The 19,910-nt window shown below is 68.8% G+C and carries 20 protein-coding genes; 15 read left to right on the top strand and 5 right to left on the bottom strand.

Annotated elements, in window-relative coordinates:
• Positions 1-52: 52 nt before the first annotated feature.
• The 3 genes from ACFYO0_RS43845 to ACFYO0_RS43835 all read right to left on the bottom strand — a co-directional run bounded on the left by ACFYO0_RS43845 (position 53) and on the right by ACFYO0_RS43835 (position 4,540).
• A complete protein-coding gene (locus ACFYO0_RS43845; protein ID WP_388687450.1) occupies positions 53-1,999 on the bottom strand; it encodes a primary-amine oxidase in 1,947 nt (648 codons plus the stop codon).
• 62 nt (positions 2,000-2,061) lie between these two features.
• Positions 2,062-3,531 carry an APC family permease gene (locus ACFYO0_RS43840; protein WP_388687449.1) on the bottom strand — a complete coding sequence of 490 codons (1,470 nt, stop codon included), beginning with the start codon at positions 3,529-3,531 and terminating at the stop codon, positions 2,062-2,064.
• Positions 3,532-3,760: 229 nt separating this feature from the next.
• A complete protein-coding gene (locus ACFYO0_RS43835; RefSeq protein ID WP_388687447.1) occupies positions 3,761-4,540 on the bottom strand; it encodes an IclR family transcriptional regulator in 780 nt (259 codons plus the stop codon).
• Positions 4,541-4,655: 115 nt separating this feature from the next.
• Between ACFYO0_RS43835 and ACFYO0_RS43830 the strand changes: the two genes are divergently transcribed.
• The 12 genes from ACFYO0_RS43830 to ACFYO0_RS43775 all read left to right on the top strand — a co-directional run bounded on the left by ACFYO0_RS43830 (position 4,656) and on the right by ACFYO0_RS43775 (position 15,642).
• The gene (locus ACFYO0_RS43830; RefSeq protein ID WP_388687446.1) at positions 4,656-6,248 is read left to right on the top strand and encodes an acetolactate synthase large subunit; all 1,593 of its coding nucleotides are present in this window, start codon (positions 4,656-4,658) and stop codon (positions 6,246-6,248) included.
• A gap of 11 nt (positions 6,249-6,259) precedes the next feature.
• A complete protein-coding gene (locus ACFYO0_RS43825; protein ID WP_388687444.1) occupies positions 6,260-7,780 on the top strand; it encodes an aldehyde dehydrogenase family protein in 1,521 nt (506 codons plus the stop codon).
• A 76-nt stretch (positions 7,781-7,856) separates the two neighbouring features.
• The gene (locus ACFYO0_RS43820) at positions 7,857-8,651 is read left to right on the top strand and encodes an SDR family NAD(P)-dependent oxidoreductase (protein ID WP_388687442.1); all 795 of its coding nucleotides are present in this window, start codon (positions 7,857-7,859) and stop codon (positions 8,649-8,651) included.
• Between the two features lie 231 nt (positions 8,652-8,882).
• Positions 8,883-9,905 carry a WD40/YVTN/BNR-like repeat-containing protein gene (locus tag ACFYO0_RS43815; protein ID WP_388687440.1) on the top strand — a complete coding sequence of 341 codons (1,023 nt, stop codon included), beginning with the start codon at positions 8,883-8,885 and terminating at the stop codon, positions 9,903-9,905.
• 2 nt (positions 9,906-9,907) lie between these two features.
• Entirely contained in the window at positions 9,908-10,435 is a 528-nt protein-coding gene (locus tag ACFYO0_RS43810) for a VOC family protein (protein ID WP_388687438.1), read from the top strand.
• Positions 10,436-10,519: 84 nt separating this feature from the next.
• The gene (locus ACFYO0_RS43805; protein ID WP_388687437.1) at positions 10,520-11,122 is read left to right on the top strand and encodes an amino acid synthesis family protein; all 603 of its coding nucleotides are present in this window, start codon (positions 10,520-10,522) and stop codon (positions 11,120-11,122) included.
• A 1-nt stretch (position 11,123) separates the two neighbouring features.
• Entirely contained in the window at positions 11,124-11,996 is an 873-nt protein-coding gene (locus ACFYO0_RS43800; RefSeq protein ID WP_388687435.1) for an alpha/beta fold hydrolase, read from the top strand.
• Entirely contained in the window at positions 11,993-13,675 is a 1,683-nt protein-coding gene (locus tag ACFYO0_RS43795) for a bifunctional 3-(3-hydroxy-phenyl)propionate/3-hydroxycinnamic acid hydroxylase (protein WP_388687434.1), read from the top strand. The genes ACFYO0_RS43800 and ACFYO0_RS43795 overlap by 4 nt, the downstream gene beginning before the upstream one ends.
• Positions 13,672-14,010: an NIPSNAP family protein gene (locus tag ACFYO0_RS43790; RefSeq protein WP_388687432.1), complete on the top strand. Its 339-nt coding sequence runs from the start codon at positions 13,672-13,674 to the stop codon at positions 14,008-14,010. The genes ACFYO0_RS43795 and ACFYO0_RS43790 overlap by 4 nt, the downstream gene beginning before the upstream one ends.
• Positions 14,007-14,441, top strand: coding sequence for a carboxymuconolactone decarboxylase family protein (locus ACFYO0_RS43785; RefSeq protein WP_388687430.1), 435 nt, complete (start codon positions 14,007-14,009; stop codon positions 14,439-14,441). Before ACFYO0_RS43790 ends, ACFYO0_RS43785 begins: the two co-directional genes overlap by 4 nt.
• 108 nt (positions 14,442-14,549) lie before the next feature.
• Positions 14,550-14,708: a hypothetical protein gene (locus ACFYO0_RS43780; protein WP_388687428.1), complete on the top strand. Its 159-nt coding sequence runs from the start codon at positions 14,550-14,552 to the stop codon at positions 14,706-14,708.
• Between the two features lie 181 nt (positions 14,709-14,889).
• Entirely contained in the window at positions 14,890-15,642 is a 753-nt protein-coding gene (locus ACFYO0_RS43775; RefSeq protein WP_388687530.1) for an SDR family oxidoreductase, read from the top strand.
• A gap of 514 nt (positions 15,643-16,156) precedes the next feature.
• On the opposite strand, the gene ACFYO0_RS43770 is transcribed toward ACFYO0_RS43775, so the two are convergent.
• Positions 16,157-17,029 (bottom strand): helix-turn-helix transcriptional regulator, encoded by an 873-nt coding sequence (locus tag ACFYO0_RS43770; protein WP_388687426.1) that lies wholly within the window; start codon positions 17,027-17,029, stop codon positions 16,157-16,159.
• 250 nt (positions 17,030-17,279) lie between these two features.
• Positions 17,280-18,152, bottom strand: coding sequence for a helix-turn-helix transcriptional regulator (locus ACFYO0_RS43765; protein ID WP_388687424.1), 873 nt, complete (start codon positions 18,150-18,152; stop codon positions 17,280-17,282).
• Positions 18,153-18,347: 195 nt separating this feature from the next.
• Between ACFYO0_RS43765 and ACFYO0_RS43760 the strand changes: the two genes are divergently transcribed.
• The 3 genes from ACFYO0_RS43760 to ACFYO0_RS43750 all read left to right on the top strand — a co-directional run bounded on the left by ACFYO0_RS43760 (position 18,348) and on the right by ACFYO0_RS43750 (position 19,893).
• Complete coding sequence (locus tag ACFYO0_RS43760; RefSeq protein WP_388687422.1) at positions 18,348-19,130, top strand: SDR family oxidoreductase; 783 nt, start codon at positions 18,348-18,350, stop codon at positions 19,128-19,130.
• 144 nt (positions 19,131-19,274) lie between these two features.
• Positions 19,275-19,490, top strand: coding sequence for a tautomerase family protein (locus tag ACFYO0_RS43755; RefSeq protein ID WP_388687420.1), 216 nt, complete (start codon positions 19,275-19,277; stop codon positions 19,488-19,490).
• 211 nt (positions 19,491-19,701) lie between these two features.
• Positions 19,702-19,893 (top strand): hypothetical protein, encoded by a 192-nt coding sequence (locus tag ACFYO0_RS43750; protein ID WP_388687419.1) that lies wholly within the window; start codon positions 19,702-19,704, stop codon positions 19,891-19,893.
• The last annotated feature ends 17 nt before the right edge of the window (positions 19,894-19,910 follow it).

Raw genomic sequence — 19,910 nt, 5'->3', positions numbered from 1 at the left:
GGACAGCCGGAAACCCGCACGCGTCCGGTGTACGAGTGCGGGCCCGGCAAGGTCACTCGCCGTGCAGGTCACCCTGCTGCGGTGCGGAGTGACAGCTCTTCGCGCCATGCCCGGCCGGGGGCGGCACGTCCAGCGAAGGGTTGCGGTCGAAGAACCCGACCGGCTTCAAGGCGAACCCGACGTAGTCGCACGGCATGATGGGCCAGTCCTCCGGCCGTGGCAGATGCGAGGTGCCGAAGGTGTGCCAGAGCACCACGTCCGTGTCGGCCAGATCGCGCTCCTGCTCGATCCACTTGCCGATCCCGTCCCCCGGGTGCTGGTTCGGGTAGTCGCCGGCCGCATGCAGTTCGTCCGGGCTGTACCGGGTCACCCACAGATGCGCCCGCGCGAACTCGGCGCGTCGTGCCAGATCGCTTTCAGGAGCGGCGAGCAGCGTCGGGCCGACGAAGGGGACCAGTTTGTAGGCGACGGGCTCGTCGAAGCGGTTGCGCACACCGGGATTTGTGATCTTCCAGGTGCGAGCGGTGAACGGATCGCACATCCTGCGGCCGTCACGTTCGTTGGTGATCTCCGTGCGGCGGGCGACGATCGCGTTTCCGTACGGGTTGTCCGGTCCCATCGGGAGACCCACCGCGTCGACCTCCACGACCGTGTTGCGCGGCCCGTCGACTTCCATGTCCAGTCGCATGTTGAACAGGTGTTGGTGGTTCGGCGCGTCCAACTGGGGCGCCACGAGCGTTCCGTAGGCGGGTTTCTCGCCGGGAGCCACGGCCCGCGTCTGGACGATTCCGGTCAGCTTGGCTTCGAACTGGATCGTCCCGTCGAGGTAGAAGTACCAGAAGAAGCCGTACTCGTAGTTGCCGATCGTGTGGATCGACGACACGACGAGACGCCGGGAACGCCTGACCTCCGCCTGCTCGACGTAGCGGAAGTCCCAGTGCTTCCAGAGGATTCCGTAGTCCTCCTCATGCAGACAGATGGCGTTGACGATCGTCTGCGGGTTGCCCGACTCGTCTGAGAGCACCGCGTCGAGATACCGGATCTCGCCGAGGCAGTCGCACCCGAGACTGAGCGATCCCACCGTCTTGCCGAGGTTGTACTCGCCCGCGTCGAAGACGTTCCGGAAGTAGAAGTCGGCGCTGGTGTCACCGTAGGGCACCACCATCTCGCTGATGCCGGCCCGGTGCACGATGGGGCGGCGACGGCCACCCTCCAGGTAGGAGATGTCGCTGATGACGAGGCCTTCCACCACGTCGATGTGTGCGTGCAGACGCCACCGCTGCCACTCGATCACATGGCCCGACACCGTGAAGGAAGGTCCTTCGGGTTGCGTGATGTCGATCGGGCGGAGATCGTCACGCAGCGGTCCGACGCTTTCCAGGTCGTAGTTTCCGCTTTCCGGCGGAAGCGGTACCGGGTCTCCTTCCAGAACGGCGACCACCGATCGAGCGTCACAGTCGACGACGAACACGAGGTTTCCGACAGGCCTCGCATAGCCGTTGTCCTCCTTGAAGTGCCGGACGTACGCACTGGCCCGGATGATGCGGCGTCGCGCGTCCACGCCCTCGATCGGCAGAGTGCCTGTCGACCAGGGGTCGAACTGCACCTGGGAGAGATCGTCGACCCCGTGCCGGACCAGGGCGTCGACCGCGGCGGGGTCGTTCTTCACGATCTCGTCGAGGCCCAACAGTTCATCGATCATGATCGCCGGCTGCACTCCGGGGAGATGTTCCCAGGAGGTCAGGGTGTTGTCGGTGAGATCCACCCGCGCTTCGAACGTCGCACTGGCATCCCGGTCGTAGACGACGAGAAATGCCACGCGAGGAAGCGGATGTGAGGGATCGTGGTTCCGCACTTCCGCCTTGTCCGGGAGCTCCAGCCGCACCAGGGGAAATTTCATCGCCCCCCGCTGAGAGTGACTGGCACGCACCACACCGACGGCCTTTTCTATTTCCTCGGCGGTCAGCGGATCGTACGGGTGTGCCGTGGTGGTGGTCACTGCCTTTCCTCCTGATGGCGTGGGGCGATGAAAACGGGGGGTGGGTGGGGTCCGGGCGATCGTCAGTGTGGGGTCACTTCACCGGCGCTCTCCGCCGCCTGGTCCGTCAAGGGTTGCCCCTGCCGGGAGGACCGGCCGAGCGCGAAGTAGGACCAGACCGCGCCCAGTACCACCCACACGAGCAGAGCCCAGGGAACGGTGTCGAGAGGACTGGTCGCCTGGTAGAACGAACCGAACACCGCACCGGCCGCCACTGCTACACCAGCGCTTCCCGCGATGAGCAGTTTGGTTCGGTTCACATGGTTCCAGAGGCCCTTCACACCCGCGGCCCCGACGACGAGATACATGATCGCCATGCCTGTTCCGCCGAAGCCGGCCATCCAGCCGAACGCCGACGCCCATTGCGGCTGACCGGCCCCTTGGCCGAACATCCGGTCGCCCGCCACGCGCACGCCGACGATGGCGACACACGAAACAGCGCCCATCAGCACGGCACCCCATACAGGAGTACGGAACCGGTGGTGCAGAACCGCCAGCTTCGACGGCAGCCGGCCGCTGCGGGCCATCGAGAGCATTCCCCGAGTCGATGCGACGCCGACTCCGATCGCCACCGCGAGGATGTCGAGAATGATCAGGACCGCCAGGAAGTTTCCGAACGCGGCAGACCCGAACTCCTCACCGTAGGAGAGTGTCTCCAGCGGGAAGACACTGTTCTTCCACGCCTCCGCGTCGAGGCCGAAACCCATGACCTGCGCGTAGGCCACCACCACGTAATAGACCCCGACGATGCCCAGCGACAACATGACCGCCCGCGGCACATGGCGCTTGGGGTCCGAGGTCTCCTCAGCGAGGTTGGCCGCCGACTCGAACCCGATGAACATGTTGATGCCGTACAGGACGCCGAAGAGAAGATTCAAACTCCCCACGGCGAAGGGATTGAAGGGTTCGGCGGACCAGCTTTCGCCGTTCTGGCCGCCGCGGAAGATGATGAACAGCGAGAAAGCGAGGACGACGACCATGGCGCCCAGGGCGAGGACGAGTTGCGCCCGGATCGACACGTGAACGCCCACCACGAGAATCGTGGCGGTGACGGCGGCGTAGCCCAGGGACAGCGGCCACCACGGCACGTCCACGGACATGGCGCTCTTGAGCCATGCCTGTGTGAGTCCGCCGAGGACGAGGAACGTCGAGGCTCCCAGAACCATCATGGCTCCGTAGTAGAGCCATCCGGCGATCACGCCGATGCGCGGTCCGGCGGTGTCACTCACATATTCGTAGAGAGAGCCGCACAGATGGATGCGCTTCGCGTACTGGGCGATGATCCATCCCACGCCGCACATGCCGATGCCCGCGATGATGATCGCGACCGGCGTGGCGACGCCGGCGCCGCGTCCCGTGGCCGACAGGCCCACGATCAGGGGTAGGAGGGCCGCGACCGAGAAGACCGGTCCCATGAAGCCGAGTGATTGAGTGAGGACGCCGATCAGGGACAGGCGGCCGTGAGCCAGGGTGGTGCGATCAGGGCTTGTCATCCCGATCAGCCTCCAGATTCACCGCAGTGCGATATTCGTACATGGTGTACGTTTGTTGAAAGCACATGGTGTGGTGGCCTGCGGTGGGTGTCAAGGCCCGGCGTCGACCAAACCCGACCGCCGGTGAAGACACGGCGGTCGCCACCCGGCGGACAGAACGCGGCCGCCCCCGCCGAAGTGCTTTGGCGGGGACGGCCGTTGTCCAGGAAGGAGGGCGGCGCGACCGGATCTAGCCCGGGCCCAGCAGGAACGCTCGGGCCGCTCGCGCGGCGGAGACCACTTCCGGTGTGGCCTCGTCGACGCGGTCCTGCCGGTGCGAGACGAACATGACACAGGCGTCCAGTACGTCTCCGTCGCGGGCCAGCGGAGCGGCGACCGCGTGGGCTCCGGGCTCCACCGCGCCATGAGTGGTGACCCATCCCCGGCGGCGCGCCTCACGCACGGCGTCCGAGTCGTCGGCGGCGGGCGCCCGCCCGGCCCGGATCGCGCACGGGGCGGCCCCGCGGTCCAAGGGCTGGCGAGACCCCTTGCGGTAGGCGAGGTGGTAGTCGGCGTCCTGGGGAACCGCCGTGGCCACGGCGACGACACAGTCCGGTTCCGGGAAGAACAGAATCGCCGTACCGCCGTACCGGTCCGCGAGCTGTTGCAGCAGTGGCTGGATGAACTCCGCAAGGGTGGGACGCGAGGTGCCCGCGAGCGTATGCAGCTCTCCCCCGGGGACGTACGCGCCGTCCGCGCTCTTCGCCAGGAAGCCTTCCGCGGCCAGCGTGCCCGCGAGGCGGTGCACGACGGTCCGGTGCAGCCCTGTCCGGGCGGCGATCTCGGCGACCGTCAGGCCACGGGGCTGGTGAGCGACGGCCCGCAGGACGGCCAGACCTCGGACGAGCGTCTGCGACGGCGGCTGACTGGGGCGCTTCGCCTTCTCCTCGCGTCCGTCGCCCGCGCCGCTCCCCGTGTCGTTCGCGGCCTCTGCCCGCACGCCGCCTACCACCTTCCGAGTTCCGCTCACGCGTTCAGCGTATGGCACGGGTCTGTTGGCCCCGGGGCTTGACGCAGGAGTCGTCCCATGCCGATGCTGTGCACTATACGCACGGACGGTGCGCATAGTGCACGGAGGAACTTCCATGACCCACGCCACCACCGTCTGGCAGGCGAACCGGTCCGGCGGCCTGACCGGGGCCGAGGCCCTGATCGAGACCTCGCTCGCCGCCGGAGTGGACGTCTGCTTCGCCAACCCGGGGACCACGGAGATGCCCCTGGTCGCCGCGTTGGACTCGGTTCCCGGCACCCGCGCGGTGCTCGGGCTCTTCGAGGGTGTCTGCACCGGAGCGGCCGACGGCTACGCCCGGATCGCCGGCCGGCCGGCGATGACGCTGCTGCACCTGGGCCCCGGTTTCGCCAACGGCATCGCGAACCTGCACAACGCACGACGGGCCCACTCGCCGGTCTTCAACGTCGTCGGCGATCACGCCAGTTGGCATCTCGTTCATGACGCTCCCCTGACCTCGGACATCGTCTCGCTCGCGAGCCCCGTCTCCGGCTGGGTCGGCACCGCGGCCTCCGGCGCGGGCCTCGCCCAGCTCACCGCCCGCGCCATCGCGGCCGCCACCGCCGCGCCCGGCCGCGGGGCCACGCTCATCGCCCCGGCGGACTTCCAGCAGGAAGTGCTCAAGGCCCCCGTGGACGTCGAGTTGCCCCACCCCCGGAGCAAGCCGGAAGTGGCGGCGGACGTCATCGACGCGATCGCCAAGCGGCTGCGTGCCGGCGAGCGGGCCGTCCTTTTGCTGGGCGGTGCGGCACTCGACAAGCGCGGCCAAAAGGCGGCGGCCCGGATCGCCTCCGCCACCGGGGCCGTCCTGTACAGCGAGACCTTTCCGGCCGCCGCCGAGCGCGGCGGCGGCCTTCCCGACCTGGACCGGCTCCCGTATTTCCCGGAGAAAGCGATCGAGGCCCTCGCCGGGGCTCAACTGGTCCTGCTGGCCGGTGCGTTGGAGCCCGTCTCGTACTTCGGCTACGAAGGGGTTCCCAGCCTGCTGGCTCCCTCCGGCACCGTGGAGGTACTGAGCACCCCGGAGGAGGACGCCACACTCGCGCTCGAAGCCCTCGCGGACGCGCTCGGTGCTCCCGAACCGGCCCCACAGCCACCCCGACCGGACGACGAAGGACGCCCGGACGGAGAGCTGACGCCGCAGTCGGTCGGCCGGATCGTGGCCCGGCTGCTGCCCGAGCAGGCCATCGTCTCGGTCGAGGGCGGCACCTGCGGCTACCCCTTCTTCACCGCGTCGTCGCGCGCCGCCCGCCACACCACACTGACCAACACCGGCGGAGCCATCGGCCAGGGCCTGCCCGCAGCTGTCGGCGCCGCGATCGCCGCACCCGGCCGCAAGGTCGTCGCCCTGCAGTCCGACGGAAGCGCGCAGTACACCATCCAGTCGCTGTGGACGATGGCCCGCGAGCAGCTGCCCGTCGTCACCCTCATTGCCTCCAACCGCGCCTACAACGTGCTGCGCACCGAACTCGGCCGGCACGGCCAGAGCCGACCGGGCCCCAACGCGACGGCGCTCACCAGCCTGGACGGCCCGGCCTTCGACTGGCCCGCGCTGGCCCGCGGCTACGGCGTGCCCGGCACACGGGTGGAGACGGGCGAGGCGCTTCGGCGCGAACTCGGCCGCGCGCTCGCCGCCGACGGTCCTCAGCTCATCGAGATGGCCCTGTGAGAGGAGCCACCATGCACAGCGCAGCAGCCCCGGTCACCCCCGCGGCAGACTCAGTGAGTCGTTTCCTGGCCGAGCCGCGGACCATGTTCATCGGCGGCCACTGGGTCGGGGCCCTGAGCGGCCGCTCGTTCGCGAGCGTCGACCCCGCCACCGGTACCGTGCTCACCACCGTTCCCGACGGCGACGCCGCCGACATCGACCGCGCCGTACAGGCGGCGCGCCGCGCCTTCGACGACCCCGGCTGGCGTCGGATGAGCCCCATGGAGCGGGGCGCGCTGCTGAACCGTGTCGCCGACGTCATCGAGGCGCACGCCGAGGAACTGGCCCTGCTGGAGTCACGCGACAACGGCAAGCCGGTCTCGGTGGCGCGGGCCGTGGACGTGGGCACCAGTGTGAAGCTGTTCCGCTACTTCGCGGGCTGGCCGAGCAAGCTGGAAGGCAGCACGATCCCCGTCTCGCCGCGCGGCGGGCTGCGGGTGCTCAACTACACCACGCGGCAGCCGGTGGGCGTGGCCGGTCTGATCGTGCCGTGGAACTTCCCCGTGTCGATGGCCTGTTGGAAGCTCGCGCCCGCACTGGCCACCGGCTGCACGGTCGTCCTCAAGCCGGCCGAGGAGACCCCGCTGTCCACGCTGCGGCTCGCCGAGCTGCTCCAGGAGGCAGGGGTGCCGGACGGTGTCGTCAACGTCGTCACGGGACGCGGTGCCACGGCGGGCGCCGCCCTCGCCGCGCACGACGGAGTCGACAAGATCGCTTTCACCGGGTCCACCGAGACGGGCCGCGCCATCGTCCGTGCCGCCGCCGGGAACCTGAAGAAGGTCTCCCTCGAACTCGGCGGCAAGTCCCCGAACATCGTGCTTCCCGACGCCGATCCGCAGGCCGTCGCCGAGGCCGCCGCCCAGGCGGTCTTCTTCAACCAGGGCCAGGTCTGCACGGCCGGCTCCCGGCTGTACGTGCACCGCAAGATCTTCGACGAGGTGCTGGACGCCGTCGCGGAGCGCGCCCGCGGCATCGTCGTGGGGCCCGGCAGTGACACGGCCACCGAGATGGGGCCGCTGGTCTCCGCAAGACACCACGAGAGAGTCGCCGGGTTCATCGCCGCGGGCCGGGAGCAGGGCGCCCGGCTGGCCGCCGGTGGCGGGCGGCCCGACCTCGACGCGCCGTACGACGGCGGCTACTTCGTCGAACCGACCGTGTTCGTGGCGCCCGACGACAGCCTGAGCATCGTCCAGGAAGAGATCTTCGGTCCCGTACTGGCGGCGATGCGGTGGGACGACGTGGACGACCTGGTCGAGCGGGCCAATGACTCCCCCTTCGGACTCTCGGCCGGCATCTGGACCTCCGACCTGGGCCACGCCCACCGCATCGCAGACGAACTGCAGGCGGGCACGGTGTGGATCAACTGCTACAACCTCACGGATCCCGCGTCGCCCTTCGGCGGGTTCAAGCAATCCGGCTGGGGCCGGGAGATGGGCCGGACCGTGCTCGACCTCTACACCGAGGTCAAGAGCGTCTGGGTCAACCTCAGCTGACATCCGAAGTCTCTTGTCGCCGAAACACCTTGTCGCTGAAGCCCCTTATTGCCAATCGCCTCTGTGGGAGACACGCATGGACCTGGAACTGGGCGGCAGGACCGCCATCGTCACCGGCGGCAGTCTGGGCATCGGCCGAGCCACCGCCCGCGAACTGGCCGCCGAGGGTGCGACCGTAGTCATCACCGCCCGTCGGCTGCCCCTGCTGGAACGCACCGCCAAGGAACTCGAGGCCGAGACCGGCGGCCGGGTCGTTCCTTATGCCTCGGACACCAACGACACCGAGTCCGTACGCGCCATGGTGCGACGCGCGGCCGACGACCATGGGCGGATCGACATCCTCGTCAACGGCGCGGCCGCCCCTTCCGGGCTGGTGCGCAACTCCGTCGAGGAAGCCGACCCCGAACTGCTGCTGGCCGACATCAACACCAAGGTCGTCGGCTACTTCCGCTGCGCGCAGGCCGTCACCCCGCACATGAAGGCGGGCGGCTACGGCCGCGTCATCAACATCGGCGGACTGACCGGCCGTTCCAGCCACGCGCTCTCCGGCATGCGCAACCTCGCGATCGTCCACCTGACGAAGGCCCTTTCCGACCAGCTCGGCCCGTCCGGCATCACCGTCAACACCCTGCATCCCGGCGTGGTGGAGACCGAGCACATCCACGAGCTGTACGAGAAGGAGGCAGCCAAGCGCGGCATCACCGCGGCCGACGTCGAGGCGGACTTCGTCGCCCGTACACCGATCCGCCGGATTCTGGAGGCGGTCGAGATCGCCCAGGCCGTGTGCTTCCTCGCCTCACCCAGGGCCGCCGCGATCACCGGCGAGTCACTGGGCATCGACGGCGGTCTCACGCGCGGCATCTTCCTCTAGGCCCTGTCGTTCGGATCGTCCCGGCGTCGCGAGGCCCGGCTCGCACTCCCCCACCCCCGGACAGGGCACCCCCGACCGCGTTGCCGGACCACCCGCGTCGCTCTTCCCCCCGTCGCCGCCGCCCGGCTCGTCTCTCGGACGACGGACGGGATGTCCACGACACGGCACAGCCCTCGCCGACCTCCCCGCCCCATCCCTCTGTTTCGCAAGCTCCGAAGGGAAACCCACGACATGGAAGGCACCATCCTGGTCGCCACAGCAGGCCAGGGCGTCCTGCGCTCCTCCGACAACGGCGCCACCTGGTCCCGTCTCGGACTCGGGCAGGACCTGGAATTCGACGCCGTCGTACGCTGCCTGGCCGTCCACCCCGAACGGCCCGACGTCGTCTGGGCCGGCGCCGACGCGGGACTCGTGCGCAGCGGCGACGCCGGCGTCACCTGGCGCCGCGTCGACTCGCCCATGAACGACCGGACCATCTGGTCGCTGGCGATCGACCCCACACATCCGGACACGATGCTCGTCGGAACCGGCGCCCCCTCCCGGGCCGCCATGTTCCGCACCACGGACGGCGGGGCGACCTGGGAACAACTCCCCCCTGAAATCCCGGAATTCTGCGCGGGCGTCAACCGTCCCAGGATCCTGACCTGCGTCGTCGACCACTACGAACCCAAGAACATGTGGTTCGGCATCGAGGAGGGCGGCCTGTGGCGCAGCGGTGACCGGGGCGACACCTGGGAGCGGATCGACGGCACACCCGCCACCCTGCCGCAGGGCGTCACCAACTCCGACATCCACTGTGTGCTCGTCCTCCAGGGCCCGCCGAAGACGATCGTCGTCGCCGTCGTCAACGCGCTCTTCGTCAGTCAGGACGACGGTGAGACCTGGACCCGTACCGACTCCCGCAAGACGTTCGGCATTTACTACACGCGGCTGGTCGAGCAGCTCCCCGGCACCAACGACCTGCTGCTGGGCATCGGCGACGGCACCCCCGGCACCACCACCAGGATCCTGCGCTCCGAAGACCTGGGGCACAGCTGGCAGGACACCGCCCTGGACACGCCCGCCAACTCGACCGTCTGGGCCTTCGGCACCCACGCCGCCGACCCGGAACTGGTCTTCGCGGGAACGAAGTACGGCCATCTCCTGCGCTCCACCGACGCCGGTCGCACCTGGCGCAAGGAGTGGCGCGAGTTCAGCGAGATCACCGACGTGACCTGGACCCCGGCAGTAGCACCCACCACGGAAGGACACTGACATTGGACCCCGACGAGCGCATACTCGGCCGGCACGAGGAGCCCACGCCGATCCCCGGCGACCCGCAGGACGCTCCGAAGCCACGGGTACGCCGCACCCATCTGTCGCTGTTCGTCCGCGATCCGGAGGCCTCGTCCAAGTGGTACGAGGACGTCCTCGGCATGGAGGTCACCGCCCGCGGCCCACAGTGGGTGTTCCTGTCCTTCGGGAAGAAGCACCACGACATCGCCCTCATCCGAGCCCAGGAAGGAGCCGCCACCGGAGGCCTCGGCCTGCAGCACTACGGGCTGGAGGTGGAGGGCGACCTCGAGGAATGGCGGCGACTGTACGGGATGCTGCTGGCCAAGGGCGTACCCGTGGTCAAGACCACCGACCACAAGATCGGCTTCGGCCTCTACTTCACGGATCCGGACGGCAACCGCTTCGAGTTCTTCCACGAGACGGTCACCGACGACGAGGAGGGCAAGCGCATCCTCGGTCTTTACGGCGCTCCGAGCGACCCGATGGAGATCGAACCGCTGCGCGGTTAGTGCTGCCTCCTCCGTCCCGCCCCGCCTCTTCACGGAGCCCCCATGCCCGTACCCAATCCACCTCCGCACCCCCAGGAAGCACCCGTGCCCCAGCCCAACTTCGCCGGCTACCACATCCGCAAGTGGTTCACCCAGACCGAGGACACCCTCGCCAACGAGACAGGCGTCCTCGCGGACGGCGAGCCCGTAAGCAAGATCGTCATCGCGGCGGCGATCCACAATCCCTACGCCGGACGGTTCAGCCAGGACCTCGGCGACATCGTCGCCGATTCCCCCAAGCTGGGTGGGGAGTTCGGCCGGCGGATCCAGGAGGAGGCCGGCGGCCGTGCCGTCCAGAGCTATGGGAAGGCGTGCCTGGTCGGCACGGCAGGCGAGTACGAACACGGCAACGCCTTCCTCACAGCGGTCTTCGCGGACCCGGTGCGCGAGGCGGTCGGCGGCGGGAAGGCGTGGGTGCCCTCGACCGGAAAGCGGGGCGGGCCCGGTACCGTCCTCGACGTTCCGCTGGCCCACAAGGACGCTCTCTACGTCCGTTCGCACTACGACACCGTCACGGTGAGCTTCTCCGACACCCCGAACCCGGACGAGGTCGTGGTCGTGTTCGCGTTCGCCACGCGTGGCCGACTGCACGCCCGGCTGGGCGGCATCCGCGCCGACGAGGTGCGGGGCCAGGGCGGGCTGCACTGAGATGGCCGCCGACACCACCGCAGTGGGGCAGGACCGCTTCATCACGCTCAACGGCCTGCGCACGCACTATGTCGAGTGGGGCGACGAGGACCGGCCCGCGATCGTCATGCTGCACGGCCTGCGCAGCTACGCCCGGACGTTCGAGCCGCCGGCCGCGCGGCTCGGCGACCGCTACCGCGTCCTGGCCCCGGACGCGCGAGGACGGGGTGGCAGCGACTGGGACCCGCAAGGCGAGTACTACACGGAGTCCTACGTCGCCGATCTGGAGCAGTTCGCCGACCGCCTCGGCCTGGACCGGTTCGTGCTGCTGGGCCATTCCATGGGCGGCACCACCACGTACGTCTACACGGCGCGTCACCCCGAGCGGGTCGGCGCGGCGGTCGTCGAGGACATCGGACCCGGCTCGTCGCTGTCCGGGGAGGGAGCCGAGCGCATCAAACGCGAAGTGGCGAACACCCCCCGCGATTTCCCCAGCCGGGAGGCAGCCCGCGCGTACTGGCGCGGCATCCGTCCGCACATCTCCGAAGACGCCCTCGAATCCAGGGTGCGGCACACCCTCGCTCCGGACGACGAGGGACGGTGGCGCTGGAAGCTCGACCTGGCGGGCATCGCGGCGGCCCGCCTCGACCCGGATCCGGCCCGGCAGGTGGACCTGTGGCCGTACGTCGAGGCCCTTCGATGCCCGACCCTGCTCATCCGGGGCGGGGAGTCGGACTTCCTCCCCGCCACCACCATGGCCGCGATGGCGCAACGCAACCCGCGCATCCACACGGTGGAGATCCCCGGGGCAGGCCACTACGTGCACGACGACGCCCCGGATCTCTTCCATCACCACCTCACAAGATTCCTCAGGAGTTCGGAGGTTCTCCGATGACCGAACCCGTCGAACACCGCACCCAGGTCGCCGTTGTCGGCGCGGGACCCGTCGGAGCGACGGTCGCGAACTACCTCGGCCTCTACGGTGTGCGCACCCTGCTGATCGACCGCAGTGAGGAAATCGTCGACTACCCGCGCGCGGTCGGCATGGACGACGAATGCCTGCGCAGCTTCCAGGGCATCGGGCTCGCCGACGAGATGCTGGCCGACATGATCCAGAACGTTCCGCTGAGGATGTTCGCCGCGAACGGCTTCTGTCTCGCCGACATCCGGCCGGAAACCAAGGAGTACGGCTGGCCCCGGCGCAACATCTTCATGCAGCAACTCGCCGAGCGCACGCTGCGCTTCGGCCTCCGACGCTATCCCCACGTCCGGCCTCTGCTGGGGCACGAACTCATACGTGTGGAGCAGGACGGCACCGAAGCACGGCTCCACGTCACAGACCCCCAGGGGGAACGCGTACTCGTCCACGCCGAGTACGTGGTCGCCGCCGACGGCGGCCGCAGCACCGTACGCGAGCAACTCGGCATCCCGTTGAGCGGCGACACCCACCCCCGCAAGTGGGTGGTCATCGAGTGCGACAACGATCCGCTCGACGCCCCGTACACGGGACTGCACGGCGACCCGAAGCGCCCGTACGTGTGCCTGGACCTGCCCTACAACTACCGCCGCTGGGAGTTCATGCTGTTCCCCGGCGAGGACGCCGAGGCCATGCTCCGGCCCGAGAAGGTACGCGAACTCCTCACCGGGCACGTGCCCGATCCCACGGCGCTCAACATCATCCGGGCCCGCGTCTACACGCACCATTCGCGGGTCGCCGACCGCTTCGTGGACGGCCGGATCTGCCTCGTGGGCGACGCCGCCCACCTCATGCCCCCATGGGCAGGGCAGGGCATGAACACCGGCATACGGGACGCGACCAATGTCGCCTGGAAGCTGGCGGCGGTCGTCACCGGCCGCGCCCATCCGAGGATTCTCGCCACATACGACACCGAGCGGCGCGAGCACGCCAAGACGATGGTGAAACTGTCGGAAGCCCTCGGCCGGTTCCTTGCACCGACGAGCCCCACGGTGGCCCGCGCGCGCGACACCCTGTTGCGCGGACTCACGGTGGCACCGCCTGTGCGCGACTGGGTCATCCAGATGCGGTTCAAGCCCGTGCCCCGGTACAGCGAGGGCATCATGCTGCACCGCCACGGGACCGGGCGGAAGAGTTCACCGGCGGGCCGGATGCTCATCCAGCCCAGGGTCGAGACCGCCGAAGGGCGGGTGCTGCCGCTCGACGAGACACTCGGCGAGTGGTTCGCCCTCATCGGCTACGGCAATGATCCGCTCGTACATCTGGATGCTGACTCCCGTGCCTTCTGGGACCGTATCGGCACTCGCTACATCAGCGTCGTCGAATCCCGCTCCGGTCGGTCCCGTACCGAGCGGCGCACGTCGATGACCGACTCGGTGACGGTGGAGGACGTCGACGGCACGCTGCGGGACTGGTTCGCCCAGCACCAGGGCAGCGTCGCCGTCGTCCGGCCCGATCGGTATCTCGCGGCCCTGACCGATCCCCGCGACCTGGCGACGGTGAGCGACGCCTTCGAACGACTGGTCGCGCCTTCGCGGTCCGCGGAGTTCAAGGATGCCTGGCGCTCGGTTCCGGTTACGGAGGGAGAGGCGTCGTGATCATCGAGCAACGTGACTACGTTCTCAAACCGGGTGCGGCGGCGCACTACGTCAGGCTGTGGGAAGTGTACGGCCGCGAGCCTCAGGTACGGATCCTCGGCAACCTGCTCGGCTGCTGCACCACCGAGGTCGGTGAACTCAACACGGTGGTCTATTTCTGGGGTTTCGAGGGTCTGGAAGACCGTGCCAAGAGGCGTGCCGAACTGGCGGACGACGACGACTTCGCGGCCTTCCGAGGGCGCGTGCGCGAACTGCTCGTGCGCCAGACCAACCGACTCCTCGTCCCCGCCACACCCCACATTCCTACCGCCCTGCACGAAGGAGGCCGAGGATGAACGCCGACACGGTCCCTTCGAAGGCCGCACAGGAGTACATCGACGCCATGGCCCGCGACCGTGGATACGTCCTCGACTATCACAAGGTCATGGCGGAACACGACTTCGATGTCCTGCAGGCGGCGAACGGCCTGGTCGAGGCGGCCTATCTGAGGCCCCGTGCCCTGGATCGCCGCACCAAGGAGCTGTTGTTCATCCTCAGCCTCACCGTGATGAGGGCCGGCAAGGGACACATCCAGAGCCATATCCGGGTGGCCCTCGACCTCGGGGTCACTCCGCGGGAGATCCTGGAGGCGATCGAGATCGCTCTCCCGGAGGCGGGCATCGTCGCGTTCCAGGCCGGCCTGGAGGCCTGGCGGGAGACGGTCGGTGCCACCGGAATCGAGCCGAGGACCGCCGTTCACGAGGGCGGTTCCGCCACGGCACAGTGAGCGGCACGGACCCCGGTGCCGCAGCGCCAGGAGGGGCGGTCTCCAGGAGACCGCCCCTCCTGGCGTGCTTGAGGAGGACACCTCGTCCGTCTGCACCGCTGCCTGAGCGTGAGCCGGACTGCTTCCAGCACCCTGGCTGCGCTGCGCGATGCCCCGAAAGACCCCCGCGACGAACACCACTGCACCACACGAGCCCGCGACATTCTCGGCTGGAAGCCCCGCCACGGCTCGCTCACCGAGTGGATCGCCTCCGACTTGCCCCTGTGACCCGACGCGGGGTGTGTCACCGACGGCACCACTGGCTCGTCGCCCAGGTGTGGTGTGTGCAGTGCTCCTAGGAAGGTCCCGGCCTTCTTCTGCCATCGAAAGCACGGCAAGTTCGCAGGTGAACGATCCGTCAACGGGGCTTCTGCCCTGACTGAGCAAGGAGGACGCGGTGACACGGACAATGCCGGAGACCACGGAGCAGGGCAGCAACCGGAAGGTCGTACTCGTCACGGGTGCCACGAGCGGCATCGGCGAAGGCATCGCCAGGCGGCTTGCTGCGGAAGGCCACCACGTCGTTGCCGGTGGGCGTCGAGAGGGTCGGCTGACCAGCCTGGCAGAGAGCGTCCGAGCCGACGGCGGCAGCATCGATGTACGCCGTCTCGATGTCACCGACCGGGCCGACGTGGCCAGGTTCGTCGACGAAACGGTTACTGCCCGGGGGCACATCGACGTGATCGTCAACAACGCCGGCGTCATGCCGCTGTCGCGCCTTGACTCACTGCTGGTGGACGAATGGGACCGGATGATCGATGTCAACGTCAAGGGTCTGCTGCACGGCATCGGCGCGGCCATGCCGCACTTCCAGCGCCAGAACAGCGGGCACTTCATCACCATTGCGTCGATCGGTGCCTACTCCGTGGTCCCCACAGCCGCTGTGTACTGCGCCACGAAGTATGCGGCCTGGGCGATCACAGAAGGACTGCGGCAGGAGGCTGAGCCGTTCATCCGGGTTACCACCGTCTCACCTGGCGTCGTCGAGTCCGAACTGGCCGACACCATCACCGAACCGGAAGCCGCGGCGGCAATGAAGGCTTACCGCTCGGCGGCCATCCCGCCCGATGCCATCGCTCGTGCGATCTCCTATGCGATCAGCCAGCCCGCCGATGTCGACGTCAACGAGTTGGTCATCCGGCCTGTGCGGCAACGCCCGTAAACGGCGCGGTTGTTGGCGGTCTGCGCCCGCAGGCGTGCGGATGTCGGTGCACAACGAGCACTCCGTACTGGTCGAAGCGGCGGCCGATGGCGTGGGCGACGGTGTCGCGCACGCCATCGGCTGACGAAGCCGGACCGGTGGCGAGGCGACGAGTTCCGCGGTGCGCAACACGGCGTCGACCACTGACCCGACAACACCGTGAAGTACGGCATACCGACGCGCCTTTTCAACCCTTCGATGGGAACGACATGTGCGACGTAGCCTGCTCGGCCATGTACAGGTTCGGTTTGGTTATGAGCGACTCATGAACACGGGAGCTGGCCGCTCTTCAGGTGACCTTGTGGTGGCGGCGCGGGATCGGGCTTTCGTCGGGCGGGTGGCTCCGAGTCCAGCGCCATACGGTGCTCCGGCGCGTCGTTGAGCGCGTCGTTGAGCGCGTCGTTGAGCGCATCGTTGAGTGAGACGCCGCGGCATACGGGCGCGGCGTGCTCCAAGGAATGCGGCCGGAGTGAATTCAGTCGTCTGCGGCGATGTCCTGCCGCACGGAATCCGAAGCTTGCGCCGTCTTCGTCGCAGCGAAGCTGCCGAGCAGCGACAGTGCGCGGGCAGAGGAGCTGCCGGGCTCGGCCTGGTAGACGACAAGTTGCTGACCCGGCGCGCTGTTGATGGTCAAGGACTCGTAGTGCAGGGTGAGTTCGCCGACGACCGGATGCCGGAAGCGTTTGGTCTCATGCCTCTTCTGGCGGATGTCATGACGCGCCCACAACGTACGGAACGCTTCGCTCTTGAGTGACAGTTCGCCCACCAGCTCGATCAACTGCGGGTCGTCGTAGTCGGTTCCCGCTGCCTCGCGCAGGCCGCCGACCGTGTTGGCGGCAACCCGGTCCCAGTCCGGGTAGAAATCCCGAGCGTCGGGGTCGAGGAAGACGAGCCGCATCAGGTCCCCGCTGTAGGTGTGGCCGGCGAACAGGGCGCCGCCCAGAGGGTTGTGCGCCAGCACCTCCATACGACGCCCCAGGATCACGGCAGGTGTGCCGGTCCAGCTGTTCATCATCTGCAGCAGAGCGGGACTGATCCGCCGGAGCCGGGTTTTCCTGCCGGAGCGTCCCGGCACGGGCCGGGCCAGCCGGTGCAGATGGGCGATCGCGTCGTCGTCCAGCATCAGTGCTCGGGCCAGCGCGTCGACCACCTGTACCGAGGGGTTCCTCTCGCGGCCCTGTTCCAGGCGCACGTAGTAGTCGGCGCTCAGCCCGGACAGCATGGCCACTTCCTCCCGGCGCAAGCCCGCCACACGGCGGTGGCCGATCACGGGCACGCCCTGCTCCTCGGGCCGCACAAGGCCGCGTCGAGCTCGCAGAAACTGCCCCAGAAGGTTGTCGCTGTCCATGCCATCGACGGTAGCCCCGGCACCACACTCCCTGCAGCAGCGCAGGGTGGTCGCGATACTCCTAGGATCGCCATGCCCGGGCGGAACGGGACCTCACCCCGTGCTTGTCCGGTCTCGGCGGTCGCACGGGATCGTCGTCGGCGTCCTGGCGCCCCGCTACGCGGGCGCCGAGAGCGGGCGGCGCCCCAGGCCACGCGAGGACCTCCAGTCGCTCGGTGCTGGCCGCTACCGTGCCGCTTCCAGACCCTGCTCAGGGCTGTGGCCGTCCGAGTTCGTTCGCGCTGGGAGTCATGTCCTGGGTGCCGATGACGGAGAGAAGCTGCAGCTGGGCGGCGCCTTCGGTGCCGGGTGGGGCACTGAACCACAGCAGACGCTGGCGTCCGTCCTCGCTGAACAGGCTGTGGCAGTCCAGCTCGATGACGCCCAGCGTGGCGTGCACGATGCGTTTGTGGTCCGTCCGTCGGAGGGCGACGTCGTGGGTGTCCCACAGTCCGGCGAACTCCTGGTTGCGCTGTCGGAGCGCGGCCACCATCTGGGCCACTTCGGTGTCATGGCCGCGCCGGGCGGCAACCGCCTGTAGGTCGGCGACGAAGACCCGGGAGTGGTAGGGGTGGTCCTCGGCCGGGTAGAGGGTGCGGGCATCGGGATCGGTGAACCAGCGGTAGACGAAGCTTGCCGCGGGGCCGCGCGCCACCGGGGGCCGGCCGACGAGCGCGACTGCCAGGGGGTTTTGGACGAGGGTTTCGTGCAGGTCGGTGATGACTTGGGCGGGAGTGGTGGTCAGCTGGTCCAGCAGGCCGAGCAGGCCGGGCTGGACGTGCGCGGTCGGGGCGTGCGCAGCCGGGGGGACCGTCCGGTCGGCGAGGTGGAACAGGTGATCGCGTTCGTCGCCGTTCAAACGCAGCGCCCGGGCCAGCGCGGCGAGCACCTGAGCGGAGGGCTGGGTGCCGCGTCCACGTTCCAACTCGGTGTAGTAGTCGGCGGACAGGCCCGCCAGCTGGGCGACCTCCTCGCGTCGCAGTCCTGGCACCCGGCGCCGCGGACCGGTCGGCAGGCCGACGTCGGGCGGGCGGATTCGGGCGCGCCGGGACTTCAGAAACGCGGCGAGTTCGGAGTGGTTCACGCTGCCTATCGTCACTCGCAGCGGCGTTCTGAGCCAGGGGGTGGCAACCCCTGGGTAGAGACAGCCATGGCTGTCTCGGCAGCACCGGCCCACGCTGGAGACGCAAACAGGGAGCAGCCGGTGACAGCGCCGACGCCCCCCGCCACGATCCACCCTCGTGGCATCCCGCCTCTGGCATCTCTCACAGGAGTCTCCATGTCCTCCCAAGAAACCGCGGCGAGTCGCACCGCGCTCAGCCACCATGCAGACCAGCCCCGCGTCGCCATCGTCACCGGAGGCTCCCGCGGTATCGGCCGCGAGACGGTGAGTCGGCTGGCCGCCGACGGATTCGCCGTCGTGGTCGGTTACGCGGGCAATCGTGATCTGGCCGAGGCCGCCGCCAAGGAGGTCACCGCCGTCGGCGGCCGGGCCATCGCCGTCCAGGCGGACGTCGCCGACGAGCAGCAGGTGGCCACGCTGTTCGGCACCGCCGAATCCGAGTTCGGCGGCGTCGACGTAGTCGTCCACGCGGCCGGCCGACTGTACTTGGCCCCCGTCGCTGACCTGGACCTGGCGGAGCTGGACGCGGTCCACCGAACCAACATCCGCGGGAGCTTCGTCGTCGCCCAGCAGTCCGCCCGGAAGATCCGCAGCGGCGGGGCAATGGTCACCTTCTCAACTTCCGTAGTGGGCCTGGCCTTTCCCGGCTACGGTGCCTACAGCGCCAGCAAGGGTGCCATCGAGGCGCTCACGATGATCCTCGCCCGAGAGCTGCGCGGCCGGGACGTCACCGTCAACGCCGTCGCCCCCGGTCCAACGGCGACCGACCTGTTCCTCGAGGGCAAGGACGAGGAGACCATCGCCCGCTTGGCCGCCCAGTCCCCGCTGGAACGGCTTGGCACCCCCGCTGACATCGCCGAGGTCGTCGCCTTCCTCGCCTCGCCGGCCGGCCACTGGGTCAACGGCCAGGTCATCCGCGCCAACGGCGGCATCATCTGACCGACCAGGGCGCCTTTGCCGTACGTATGAGTCGTCTCCGCGGTCGCCGACCGTATCCGCGCCGACTTCTTCCGCCGCGTCGGGCTGGACTACCTGCTCACCGCGGGCACCTCCTTGTAACCCATTCCAGAAAAGAGAACCCTCATGCCGTTCGCCAACTTCAAGGTCCCTGCCGGCACCCTCGACGAGAAGCAGAAGGAGAAGATCGTCACCCGCACCACCGAGCTCTACGTCGAGATCTACGGCGAACGGGCCCGCGCCAACACCATGGTCCTGGTCGAAGAGGTCACCGACGGCGGCTGGGGCATCGGCGGCAACGTACTGACACTCGCCATGCTGGAGCAATCGCCCCAGACCTGACACTCCGGACACCTACGGCAGGCTCAGTCGGCACAGGCCGCCGCCCGGTCGGGACCCGCCACCGGATCTCAGGGTCGCCCCGCCCGGCCGCTTCAGCAGCGGCAACGTCTCCCCATGGACCGCCGAGGCCCAAGCCCACCGCGCCCAAGACCTCGCCCGGACCCGCACGCCCACCAGCGCGCACCACCTCCGCGAGGATGACATCCACGCGGTGATCACATCACTCGGCAACATCCGCGACGCGCTCGCCGACGCCGATCCACAGGACAAGGCCGACGTCTACCAAAACCTCGGGCTCCGGCTCACCTACGAGCCCGGAAAACAGCTTGTGCGGGCCGAGGCTCAACTCGACCCGCACAAGCTGGGGATCTGGTCTGTGTCCGAGAGGGGACTTGACCACTGACGATTGACGATACGGTC

This window comes from Streptomyces sp. NPDC006365, assembly GCF_042870755.1.
GTDB lineage: Bacteria > Actinomycetota > Actinomycetes > Streptomycetales > Streptomycetaceae > Streptomyces > Streptomyces xiangluensis.
The sequence above is the reverse complement of the archived record's forward strand: the minus strand, read 5'-3'. Positions and strand labels throughout refer to the sequence as shown.